This is a genomic window from Anaerotruncus sp. DFI.9.16 (assembly GCF_024461615.1).
In the GTDB taxonomy this organism is placed as follows: domain Bacteria; phylum Bacillota; class Clostridia; order Oscillospirales; family Ruminococcaceae; genus Anaerotruncus; species Anaerotruncus massiliensis.
Genome location: NZ_JANFZX010000071.1, coordinates 1 through 12,135, shown reverse-complemented (window position 1 = coordinate 12,135; position 12,135 = coordinate 1). Strand labels below are relative to the sequence as shown.

Here is a 12,135-nt window from a genome sequence, read left to right as displayed (position 1 = left end):
CCGTCGCGCCCGCGGTCCCCGTTTCACCGCGCGGGCCGGTCGGCCCCGTCGCGCCCGCGGCCCCCGTTTCGCCGCGCGGGCCGGTCGGCCCCGTCGCGCCGGTTGGCCCGGTTTCGCCGTTCGGGCCGGTCGGTCCCATCGTGCCCGCGGCCCCCGTTTCGCCGCGCGGTCCGGTCGGTCCCATCGCGCCCGCGGTCCCCGTTTCACCGCGCGGGCCGGTCGGTCCCGTCGCGCCGATTGGTCCGGTTTCGCCGCGCGGAGCGTATGGAACGCCATTCCTGTCCGGCTGCGCCGCGCCGCCCGATCTGCGCGGTCCCGGCGCGCCCGCGGCGCGCTGGACGCCGCCCTGCGGGGGCGCCGTCCTCGGCGCCCCGCCCGGGACCGCCGCGCCGATGGGCGGCGGGACGACCCCCCAGCGCCTGCCCATGGAAAATTCCGAATTTCCGTATCGCAGCATAAAAAATACCTCCCAACCGGTCAATAAATCGTCTGAAACCATCCTATTCAAAAATCGGCGCGAGGGTTCCGCGCGCATACGAAAAGCGGCCGGTCCCCTTGGGGACCGGCCGCCGGAAAGGCTGGCTGGAGCTCACATGATGTGTTCCTCGCAGATGTTGTCGACCACCTGGTAGCCGATTTTGTTGTAGCCGTCGGGGATCTCGGTGCCGTCGGTGTTGACGCAGTCGGGAATCACATCCACGGCGCAGGGCGCGGGCTCGCCGCCTGATTCGGGCGGCCGCTTGGACTTCGCGCGGTCTTTTTTCGGCATAAAATCACCTCGGCTTTTAGCGTTCCCCGCCGAAAAGGGAAGATGCAGAGCCGGGGAAAGCAAAAACCTCCCGGGAAATCTTCCCGGGAGGTTTTGCTTTACGGCCGCAGCCGATTTTTCATTCAAAATCATCGAGGCGGATGGCCGTCTCCTCGTCGAAGAGGGAGGTGCCCTCCTCGCGCTCGTAGAACTGCGCGCCTTCGGCGGTGACGTAGCCGTCGCGGTCGACCGTGTCGCGGATGTCGAAGACCGACTCGCCGTTGACCGCGAGGTAGAGCGGGTGGTAATAGCTCGGCGACATCGCGAGCACCACCTCGAAACGGTCGGTCTTTGTGTGCCCGCCCAAAGTCAGGTCGGCGGTGCCGTAGGTCGTGATGAACGCGCCGTCGCCGGTGAGCTGTTCCCGGTCGTGGTGGAAGGCGACCGAATCGGCCTCATAGTAGGCGGGCACCATCGCGTAGAGGGTGCTTTCCGCGGCGGAGACGATGAACTGGTCGAACAGCTCGTCGCGGCTGCCGGTGCTGATGACGTTTGCGCCGTCGTCAAAGCCGGGCTCGCTCTCGCCGTCCGCCTGCCAGTCGCTCTCGTCGTCCAGCCACCAGTCGCCGTCTATCGGGGAAGCCTCGGAGACGGGCGCGATGGCGGCGTCCACGGTGGAATGGGAGTCCGCCGCGAAGCTGAAGATGAAGACGGCGAGGATGGGGAGCACGAACACCACGACGATCACCACGATCGCCGCAATGAGACAGCCGCGGTTGGCGGGCTTGGGGTCCGTGCCGCCGAGCGCGCCGGCCGGCTTGCCGGTATAGGTGGAGCGGGACGGGCGCTCCTGTGTGCGGTAGCCGGGCTCCTCGCCGCGGAAATAGTTCGCCCGGTCGCGCTCGAAGACGCTCTGGTCAAATTCGTCCGAAATGTCGTAGCGGTCCCTGTTTGACGGTTCCGCGTCCCGCCGCTCGCGCTCCTCCTCGATTTCGCGGTTGCGCCGCCGGATGGTGCACATCGCGCACAGGTCGGAAATCGTGCTGCTGGGAAGCTCCTTCCCGCATTCGGAGCAGCGCTTTTTCGGCGCGCCCGGTCGGACGCAGGGCGCTTCCTCCTCATCGCCGCAGGGCTCCCCGGCCTCCCGGGGCTCCTCCTCGACGCACTCGCCGCAGTAGGAGCAAAAAACGCTGTCGTCCCGGATTTCCCTTCCGCATTTGCTGCAAAACATGGCTTTCCTCCGTATGGGCGCGTGGCGCCCCAATCATGTTGGTGGGCTTCCTCGCTTGCGCTCAGGAACAGAACCCGAGCGCGACCTCCGCGCAGGTGGCGGCGTCGGGGGTATAGCTGTCCGCGCCGATCTCGTCGCAGAACGCCTGGGTGACCGGCGCGCCGCCGATCATCACCTTGACCCCGCCGAGGGCGGGCGTGCCGTTGCGGAGCGCGACTACGGCGCGCATCTCGTTCATCGTGGTGGTGAGCAGGGCGGAACAGGCGATGATGTCCGCGCCGTTTTGCTCGGCGGCGGATATGTACTTGGCGGCGGGCACGTCGACCCCCAGGTCGATGACCCGCAGGCCCTTCCCCTCGAGCATCATTTTGACGAGGTTCTTGCCGATGTCATGCCGGTCGCCCTTGACGGTGCCGAGCACGACGGTGCCGCGCACCTCGCCGCCGCTTTCCGCGAGCAGGGGCTTGAGCAGCTCAAGCCCCGCGTTCATCGCGCGCGCGGCGATCATGACCTCGGGGATATAGACCTTGTTCGCCTTGAACTTCTCCCCGATGACCCCCATGCCCGCAAGCAGGCCGCCGTTCAGGATTTCCCCGGCGGAAAGGCCCTCCGCGATCGCGCGGTAAACCGTTTCCTTGACGGCGGGCGCGCGCCCCTGCTGCAGGAGCCGGCTGATTTCATCCAAAAGCTGGGACAACCGATTTTCCCCCTTCAAATGCCAAAAACAGGCGCGGATTCCGATTTTCCGCTACAGCAATCATACCTTACTTTGGCGCTGATTTCAAGCGGGTGGGCGCAAACGGGCGCCCGGAGATTCTGGATGCCCGGGGGACCGGGGATTTCCTCCCCGGGAAGAAGCAGGGAGGGGGAGGGGACAGGGCTTTCCAATATCGTAAACCTTGTGTAAACGATGCCCGGTGTTCACAGACAGTTCATAAACGCCCGGTATCCTGAGTGCGTATCGATTCAGGGAGGAGGCACACCCATGCAGTTTTCTGCGGACAACTCCGGAAAATCGACATCGCGGAAGCGGACAAAAAATACCCCTATCAGGAAGCTGACGGCGCGCGCCCTCGCGGTGACGCTCGCGTTCTTCTGCGCGGTGAACATTCTGGCGCTTCAGCCGCCCGCGCGCACCACGCGCACCGTCGTCACCACGGAAAAAATCCCCTACAGCGTCGCCTACCAGGACGAGCCTGCCCGCTACCGGGGCTATACCGAGGTCGTCTCGGCGGGGATCGCGGGCGAGCGGGAGATCCGTTCACAGGTCGTCTTCGAGGGCGACCGGCCGGTCAAGGTGCTGTCGGTCCAGTCGACCGACACCGCCCGCCCCGTCGACCAGGTGGTCAAGAGGGGCACCCGGGTGCTGCGAAGCGAAACCGCCGACGGCAGCCGCTGGGTGTCCTCCTTCATCCGCCCGCTCAAGACCGGGTGGCTGTCGGCGGATTTTTACGACTATCCCCACCACAACGGCATCGATCTCGCCGCCCCGCACGGCACGCCCGTCTACGCGGCGGCGCAGGGGCGCGTCGTGCTCGCGGGCTGGTACGGGGAGTACGGCAAGTGCGTCATCATCGAGCACGCCGACGGCTCCCGCACCCTCTACGGGCACAACAGCTCGCTCGACGTATCGGTCGGACAGGAGGTCAAGCAGGGGGAGAAGATCGCCAACGTCGGCTCGACGGGCAACTCCACCGGCAACCATCTGCATTTTGAAATCCGCATCGGGTCGAGCTTTTTGGACCCGCTGGTCTACATTGACAAATAGGGAAAAGCCCCGGGACGCTTCTGAAGAAGCGACCCGGGGCTTTTCGCGCGGCCACTTTGCCGATCGAAAGCCCGGTGTCGTAACCGTACTTAGTTTATTGATGCTATCATTTTAACCTACCATCTGCAAATCCCCAATATCTACAAAATATGATATTTTTACGAATAGAAAGATAAGTCTAACGATTCGCAAGAATATGAAATGGCTCAATAAGAGCAAACCGACAGCAGTCCTCTTCATATCAAGAATAGAATCCCTGCAGGATAGAAATAGAGATAGCGGTGCAATGCTGGTGTGTTGTACGAAATCGATCCGAATTGATTGATAAATGTTCTTGACAACTGGCCGCTAAAGCAGATATACTATAAATATGTATATATTTTGATTAATTTTGCTTTATTATATCATAAGGAAGTGCGACTGTGATCCGAGATGAGCGATTCGCCAGGATTCTGAGTTACGTTAATGAAAAACAATACGCCAGTGTAGACGAGCTTGTACAGCTCTTAGGCGTTTCCAAAGCGACGGTACGCAGGGATCTTTCCATGCTGTGCAGTACGGAACAACTCGTCTCAAGTTGGGGCGGTGTTCGGGCGCAGGTCACAACGGAGAAATCAGAACCCGTATACAATGAGAAGAAGATTTCTCACGTGGCTGAGAAAAGGAGAATTGGGGAGGCGGCTGCAAAATTAATCCGCCCCGGTATGTCAGTAATTTTAGATGCGGGTACCACGACACAAGCAATTGTACCTTACATTAAGGGAATCCGCAATTTGAACATCGCAACCAACGATTTGATGATTGCCGTAGACTTGGCGGTCCACGAAAACATCAACGTCATGGTGACTGGAGGACAAATCCGCAGCAACTACTACACGCTCAGAGGGTTCTCTGCTGAGGATATGGTGAAAAATATTCGGGCGGATATCGCCTTTTTGGGGTTTGATATGATTGATGTCAACGCGGGGTTCTTTATCACCAACACCGATGAAGTTGCCTTGAAGCGCTGTATGATCGAGTCTGCGAAGAAAGTGGTGGCAGTTTGCGATCACACGAAGTTTCATGGCAACGCGTTTGTTTCTGTATGTCCTGTCGAGCGGGTCAATGTGGTAATCAGTGACCGGAATGCTCCAGTTGATGCAGTGAAACAACTTGTGAAGGCACAGGTGGAGGTCGTATTGGCATAGGTTTGCTTTTATATTACTGAGAAAACCGGGGCATAATTTGCACCCGGTTTTTTTGTGGTTCAATATGGATATAATTAGCAGAAATTTTGTGATTTTACCCAGATCTCGATGCAATAATTCAGCAAACGAAATAAAAATGAAAAAAATGATTGACATGGGGGCCCAAATAAATATAATTAGATCATAAAGCATCAAAATTGATCTAACTTAATAAAATTAGATCAATTTGGCTTTATACCTGATGCGCAGCAGGGCAAATTTCGGATCTGGGAGGAAAAATCGTGTTTAAATTTGACAAGAAGCGTTTCGAGGCTGTCGTGGACGGAGCGATTGCATTGCGTCCGGAAATCGAAGCATGCGCCGACAAAATCTGCGGGGAGGGATACAAAAACCTGTACTTGATCGGCGCTGGTGGAACCTATGCCCATTACCTGCCTCTCCAGTATATGGCGGAGACCCTTTCGGAGTTACAAGTACATGTGGAGATTGCGGCGGAGTTCATGGTCAAAAACAGCCGGCACTTCTCAAAGGATTCTGTTTGCGTTTTCTGTTCCCGCACAGGAAATACTAAAGAGATTGTAGCGGCAGCCCAGTATTGCAAGGAACGTGGCGCCAGAACCGTTGCATTTGTGGCACATAAGGATACGCCACTGTGCAAGATCGCAGATCATGTCTTCATTAATTACGCCGACGATGACCACCTGGGGGAGTCCATATACCTACAGATCCTCCCTTTTATCTTTCGCTTTATGTACAATCGCGAAGATTTCCCCGACTATGGCACCATGTTCACTCAGTTCGATCAGCTTACCCCCTATCTCGTCAAGGCCAAGGAGCAGACCGAAGATATGGCGAAGGCCTTGGCCGAAAGGCATAAGGAGACACCCTATCACATGGTGGTAGGCAGCGGTGTTCTATGGGGAGAGGCCTACGACTACGCTATGTGCATCCTTGAGGAGATGCAATGGATCAAGACCAAATCGATTCACGCAGCGGAATTCTTCCATGGCACATTGGAGTTGGTGGAGCCGGATACGAGCCTGATCCTGCTGCGCAGCGAAGATGAAACCCGCCCGCTTATGGACAGGGTGCTAAATTTTGCGGAGAAGATCACCAGGAACATCGCCGTGTTTGATACTCAGTCGGTGGAACTGCCGCTGGATGAGGAATTCCGCAAATATGTGGCGCCAATGGTTATATATTCCATGTTGGAGCGGTTGAGCTGCCACCTCTCCCACGTTAGAAATCACCCGCTGGAAACCAGGCGCTATTACCGGCAGATGGAGTATTGAGCATTGCTTACGGGCTAAGAAAAAAGGAGGTGGTACCCTGAAAGTTTTGGGTATTGGGGACAGCGTCGTGGATCAATATCCCCAAAGAGGAATGCAGTATCCCGGTGGAAATTCCGCCAACTTTTGTGTGTATGCGTCAATGGCGGGACATCAAGCCTCCTATCTGGGCGTATTAGGCGGAGATGTCCACGCCGACCATATCCGACGGTCCCTGAGCAGTTTTGATGTGGATTTGACCCATACCCGAAACACGGAGCTCCCCACCAACCTCTGCCGTGTTACTCTCACCAACGGAAACCGTGAAATTGAGGACAGCACAGACTACGATCTGTTTTCCAGTTGCCCGATCCTGCTTGACGACGCGGATTTCAAATATATCGCGCGGCACGATCTCGTACACACCAGCCTCTACGCACATATTGATGACCAACTGGTAGCGGTACGGGAAACCGGGGCCATGGTAGCTTATGACTACTCCAACTTCTGGAGCACGGAGCTGGTGCGGAGCACCTGCCAAGCGGTGGATATCGGGTTCTTTTCCTTCCCCACCCGCTCATGGGAAGAGGGAAAGCAGCGGATGCTGGATTTGTACAGTCTAGGATGTGGGTTGGTGGTAGCCACCGCAGGCAAGCGGGGAGCGTGCGTTTATAACGGCAGAAGATTCTATGAAAAGATGCCCTATCATCTGGAGGTGCCGCCGGTGGATACACTGGGTGCGGGGGACGCGTTTCTCACTGGATTCTCCATCCGTTATACCCAGGGGATGAAGTTGAGAAAAAATATGGAAGCGAACCTGCACATGGAATGGCAAAGAGATGACTGGGAGGACTACGAGGACCGACTGATCGAGAACAGCATGGCGGCGGGCAACCTGATCGCCAGCTATGTGTGTGGGGTCGAAGCGGCTTTTGGTTGCGGCTTGGAACTCAAATAAGAACGTATCAACCAGTAAATATTTAGGGGGAATCAGACAATGAAAAAAATGTTGCTATCCGGCGTGTTATTGTTGGTGGTTCTCACAATCTTCGGAGCGTGCGCCCCGTCCACCACGAAGGAATCTGCTCCGCCCCAGTCTCAGAGCACATCTCAGCAGGAGATTCAGGAGGGTGAAGACTCTGTTACGGCGGGCGGTGTCATCGGAGTAGTTCCAAAATCCACCCTGTACGATTACTGGAAATATGTGCGCATGGGCGCCGAAAGCGCAGCAGAGGAGAACGGTTACTCGATCGTGTATCAAGGGACGGCGACCGATACCGACGTGGAGGGCCAGGTAAAGATCATTGAGGACTTCATCACGCAGGGGGTAAAGGCTATTGTAATCTCCCCTGTAAATGAGGACGCACTGGTGCCGGCCTTGCAGGCTGCCCATGAAAAGGGCATCGTGGTGATTATCATCGACGGCAGTCTCAATGCTGATTTTCCTTATGCCACGATCTCCACCGACGACTATGCGGCTGGACAACAGGCAGCGAACGAGATGATCAAGCTTTTGGGGGATAAGTCGGGTAAGGTGGCGGTCGTGTCCTACACGGCAGGCTCCATTCAAGGCGGTAACCGCGAGGGAGGCTTTGTGGACACAATCGAGGCAACTGGCAAACTGGAGGTTCTCAATACCTACTACTCGGACGGCGACCGAGATAAGGCTTTCAGTATCACGCAAGACATCCTCACCTCCAACCCTGACATCTTGGGCATCTATTCCACCAACGAGGGTTCTTCGGTGGGTGTCCTGTTGGCCATTGAAGCCGAACAGACGGCGAGCGACGTGGCAGTGATCGGGTTTGACACCTCGACAGAGCAGATCAATGCCATCCGCAGTGGAACGATTGACGGACTGATCGCACAGAATCCGCTGGCCATCGGCTACAATGGTGTGGAAAGCGCAGTGAAAGTGCTCCGCGGCGAAGAAGTGGATAAGACGGTGGCAGCAAAAACCATCTATGTTAACAAGGACAACATCGATTCCGAAGAGGTGCAGACGCTTCTGACGCCTCCTACCGAGTAAGTACAGGAGGAGTATTATGGCAAGAATCAACTCGGTCTTAGGGCCCATCGATACCGAGAACTTAGGCCCGACCATGATGCATGAGCACATTCTCATAGCAAACTGGGCTATGCGCCAGGCATTCTCTAACTGGATCAACCGGGAAGAATTTGTGGATTACGCCGTAAAGATGGTAAAGAAAGCAAAGCACAGCGGTATTCGAACCATTGTGGATTGTACACCGATCAATCTGGGCCGGGATATCCATGTCATTCGGGAGGTCGCAGAGAAGGCGGAGATGCAAATCATCGCTTGTACGGGATTCTACCACTTTGAAGAGATGTGGATTCGCGACCGTGATCCCCGTTGGCTGGCGGATCTGCTGATCAACGAGGTAGAGCATGGTATCATGGGTACGGATTGCAAGCCGGGCATCTTGAAATGCGCTACTGACATCGGCGGACTCACTCCGGCAAACCGCCACCTTATGGAGGTGGTCTCCATCGTTCATAAGGCGACCGGCCTTCCCATCACAACTCATGCCACCGTGGCGAACCGGGTGGGGCTCGAGCAGCAGAGTGTGTTCGAAGAACTGGGTGTGGACATTTCGAAAGTAATCATCGGACACTGCAGGGACAGCACGGACGCAGACTTTATATCGTCCATCATTGATCGGGGAAGCTATGTGGGTATGGACCGCTTCGGTATCGACTGGATGTTGCCCCAGGCGGAACGGATTAAGGTCGTGGCGAAACTCTGCAGGCTTGGATATGCTGGTAAAATGGTATTAAGCTGTGACCACTCCGCCTATATCGACTATGCTGAAGAAAAGCGCGGCGTGGTGCAGGACAAATGGGCGGAGACGAGGTCGGTGCCGGTCGAAGAGCGTGAGGTACAGTTCAGCTATCTCATGGACACCGTCGTCCCCCAACTCAGAGAGCAGGGTGTGAGCGAAGAGGATATCAGTCTGATGCTTGTGGAAAACCCCCGCAGATTCTTTGAGGGGAAGCCGTAATTGTTGGTCAATACCGCGCCGGGGTCACTCCCGGCGCGGTCCATCTCTTGGGCATTGCATGCCCGGCAGACGGAAGGACGCGATATGATGAAACCCATTTTACAGGCGGAAGGCGTTTGCAAAAGCTACGCTACCGTAAAGGTGCTGCAGGATGTCCAACTACGCCTCTTTCCCGGAGAGGTCCATGCCCTGGTGGGGGAGAACGGCGCGGGGAAATCAACGCTGATCAAGGCGTTGACCGGCATCATTAAGCCGGACAGCGGACATATCGTATTGAGGGGGGAACCTCTAAACATAAGCCATCCCAAAGAGATTGAAGAAAAGGGAATCGGAATCGTACACCAGGAGTTTAACCTGATGCCGGAACTCACAGTAGCTCAGAACATCTTTATCGGCAGGGAACCGGGCCGATTCCTCAACTGGCTGATTGACGAAAAAAGACTTAATCAGATGGCGGCTGAGACGCTATCACAGTTCGGAAGCCACATCAATCCTTCCGCAAAGGTATCCAGCCTAAGCGTGGCGCAACAGCAGATGGTGGAGATTGCAAAGGCAGTCTCTTACCGTTGTGAAATTCTCATTATGGATGAACCCACGGCCGCATTGACCGACAAGGAGGCGGAAGCCCTCTTTTCCGTGGTAGAGCAGCTCAAAGACAAGGGAGTCGCCATTCTGTTCGTTTCGCACCGTATGAGCGATTTGCAGCGGCTGGCGGACCGCGTAACCGTACTTCGGGACGGCAGGTTCATCGCAGAACACCTGTTTGCCGACATCGACATTGACACGCTCGTGCGGGAGATGGTGGGCCGGGAGCTAAAAAGCATCTTCCCAAGTCATACGCAAATTTCAGGCGGAGAACGGACGCTCTCGGTACAGCACTTGTGTGTACAGGGCGTGTTGAATGACATCAGCTTCGACGCATACTCGGGAGAGATCCTGGGTATTTCCGGCCTGATGGGTTCGGGGAGGACCGAGCTTGCCAAGGCAATTATCGGCGCCCTCCCCATTACCTCCGGTAAGGTACTGATCGGCGGCGTTGAGCAGACCAGGCTTTCCCCGAGCAGAACCGTTCAACTCGGTATTGGATATGTGACCGAGGACCGCAAACAAAACGGCCTGTTTATGTCTAAAAGCATCAAGGAAAATATCATAGCGCCATCTTATGCGCTGTATTCCCCCAGAGGTTTTATCCAGGAAAGCCGCGCTGTTCGAGACTGTAATAATCTTGTGGGCAAAATGCGGGTGCGCGCCATCGACATCGGACAGCAGATGTGGCGGCTCAGCGGCGGAAATCAGCAGAAGGTTGTGCTCAGCAAGTGGCTGTGCCGCGGCTCAAATATATTAATTTTGGACGAGCCTACAAGGGGAATTGATGTCGGCTCCAAATACGAAATCTATCAGATCATGCATGAATTGCTGGAGCAGAATGTGACCATCATTATGATTTCATCCGACCTGCCGGAAATTCTTGGGATGAGCGATCGTATCCTCGTTATGTCAAAGGGGCGAATCACGGCGGAGTTGACACGCGAGGAGGCGACCCAGGAAAAGATTGCACACTACTCCCTGGGATAATGCGGGAAAGGAGTTTGGAGCATGAAAAAGATAACAGATTGGAAGCAATTGATTCGAGACCACTTTCAGAAGCTGACCTTCCTGATCGGTATGATGATTCTCTGCGTCTACTTTTCGGCGTTTGCCAAGAATTTTGCATCGCTGAGCAATCTCGTGAATATCGCTCAGCAGACGGCGGTCATCGCCATTGTCGCCATGGGGCAGACCATTGCAATCGCGGGCGGCGGCATCGACCTCTCAGTGGGGTCGGTTGTAGCGCTTTCAAGCGTCACCTGTGCATCCTTACTCAACGCTGGAATCTCGATTCCCGTGGCGGTCGCCTGTGCACTGCTGAGCGGCATTGCCTGTGGTTTCGTCACCGGTTCGCTTGTCTATTTTGGGAAAATACCGCCGTTTATTGCGACCATGGGGATGATGAGTATCATACGTGGTGTCGTCTATGTCATCACCGACGGCGTGCCCATTTCAGGCTTGCCACCGGAGTTCAGCGTCTTGGGGCTTGGAAAACTGTGGGGAACGGTACCTTTTTCTGTACTGATCATGGTTGCGATCATGCTGCTCATGAATATTGTGCTTAAGCGCAGTCGGTTTGGTAGAAACGTGTTTGCCATTGGCAGCAATGAAAACACTGCGTATCTCTCCGGCGTCAAGATTGGACTCAACAAGGTATCCATGTATGCGGTATGTGCCCTCTGTTCGGCTGTGGCGGGCATCATTCTCACCTCACGCCTGGTCTCGGCACAACCCACCATGGGAAATGGTTACGAATCCAATGCGATCGCGGCTGCCGTCATCGGCGGTGCCAGCCTGTCGGGAGGTACCGGCAGCATATGGGGCACTATTTTGGGCGCTTTTGTGATGGGCATTCTACAAAATGGGCTTAATCTGATCGGTCTCAATTATTTTTTACAGCAGATAGCCATTGGAATCGTTATCATTGTAGCGGTTCTGCTAGACAGGACACGAGAGTGAAGACTGCCATATCAAATGGTGCGAACGAAACAGATGCCAAACCTTGTTCTCGTCGAAACTTAATTGCGGATGCTTTAGGAGTGAGGGCTGGCGACTTGCTGAATCATTTCATTTTGCCAGATAAACAGCCGGTCTTTTGACCGGCTGTTTTTATTTGGAGCGGGTTACGAGGCTCGAACCCGCAACCCCACCCCGCGAAAGCGCGCTTTCGCGGGGGCCCGGGGACCTCCGGATTTAAAATGTCGGTGGAGGCAGCGAGTTCGCTCTCGCGGAAAAAGAAAAAGAACGCTTCAAAATGAAGCGTTCTTTTTGGAGCGGGTTACGAGGCTCGAACCCGCAACCCCACCCCGCGAAAGCGCGCTT

At 55.8% G+C, this 12,135-nt stretch carries 11 protein-coding genes and 1 pseudogene; 8 read left to right on the top strand and 4 right to left on the bottom strand.

The features are described 5' to 3' along the window. The 4 genes and pseudogenes from NE609_RS17675 to NE609_RS15575 form a co-directional block, all read right to left on the bottom strand. Positions 1–457: pseudogene (locus NE609_RS17675) on the bottom strand (hypothetical protein); the annotation flags it as partial. Positions 458–589: 132 nt separating this feature from the next. Then, the gene (locus tag NE609_RS15585; RefSeq protein ID WP_101549546.1) at positions 590–769 is read right to left on the bottom strand and encodes a hypothetical protein; all 180 of its coding nucleotides are present in this window, start codon (positions 767–769) and stop codon (positions 590–592) included. Between the two features lie 118 nt (positions 770–887). Then, complete coding sequence (locus tag NE609_RS15580; protein ID WP_256153043.1) at positions 888–1,979, bottom strand: zinc-ribbon domain-containing protein; 1,092 nt, start codon at positions 1,977–1,979, stop codon at positions 888–890. 61 nt (positions 1,980–2,040) lie between these two features. Continuing rightward, positions 2,041–2,676: a corrinoid protein gene (locus tag NE609_RS15575; protein ID WP_256153042.1), complete on the bottom strand. Its 636-nt coding sequence runs from the start codon at positions 2,674–2,676 to the stop codon at positions 2,041–2,043. 288 nt (positions 2,677–2,964) lie between these two features. On the opposite strand from NE609_RS15575, the gene NE609_RS15570 reads away from it, so the two are divergent. The 8 genes from NE609_RS15570 (at position 2,965) to NE609_RS15535 (ending at position 11,772) form a co-directional block, all read left to right on the top strand. Further along, positions 2,965–3,747, top strand: coding sequence for a M23 family metallopeptidase (locus NE609_RS15570; protein ID WP_256153041.1), 783 nt, complete (start codon positions 2,965–2,967; stop codon positions 3,745–3,747). 422 nt (positions 3,748–4,169) lie between these two features. Beyond that, on the top strand, positions 4,170–4,934 hold the full coding sequence (locus NE609_RS15565; protein WP_256153040.1) for a DeoR/GlpR family DNA-binding transcription regulator: 765 nt from the start codon (positions 4,170–4,172) through the stop codon (positions 4,932–4,934). 281 nt (positions 4,935–5,215) lie between these two features. Further along, positions 5,216–6,226: an SIS domain-containing protein gene (locus NE609_RS15560; protein WP_256153039.1), complete on the top strand. Its 1,011-nt coding sequence runs from the start codon at positions 5,216–5,218 to the stop codon at positions 6,224–6,226. Positions 6,227–6,293: 67 nt separating this feature from the next. Continuing rightward, positions 6,294–7,160 (top strand): PfkB family carbohydrate kinase, encoded by an 867-nt coding sequence (locus NE609_RS15555; RefSeq protein ID WP_256153038.1) that lies wholly within the window; start codon positions 6,294–6,296, stop codon positions 7,158–7,160. Between the two features lie 39 nt (positions 7,161–7,199). Further along, a complete protein-coding gene (locus NE609_RS15550) occupies positions 7,200–8,231 on the top strand; it encodes a substrate-binding domain-containing protein (protein WP_256153037.1) in 1,032 nt (343 codons plus the stop codon). Between the two features lie 16 nt (positions 8,232–8,247). Beyond that, positions 8,248–9,225, top strand: coding sequence for a phosphotriesterase (locus tag NE609_RS15545; protein ID WP_256153036.1), 978 nt, complete (start codon positions 8,248–8,250; stop codon positions 9,223–9,225). 84 nt (positions 9,226–9,309) lie between these two features. Then, the gene (locus NE609_RS15540) at positions 9,310–10,800 is read left to right on the top strand and encodes a sugar ABC transporter ATP-binding protein (protein ID WP_256153035.1); all 1,491 of its coding nucleotides are present in this window, start codon (positions 9,310–9,312) and stop codon (positions 10,798–10,800) included. A gap of 21 nt (positions 10,801–10,821) precedes the next feature. Next, positions 10,822–11,772 carry an ABC transporter permease gene (locus NE609_RS15535; protein ID WP_256153034.1) on the top strand — a complete coding sequence of 317 codons (951 nt, stop codon included), beginning with the start codon at positions 10,822–10,824 and terminating at the stop codon, positions 11,770–11,772. Positions 11,773–12,135: the final 363 nt, after the last annotated feature.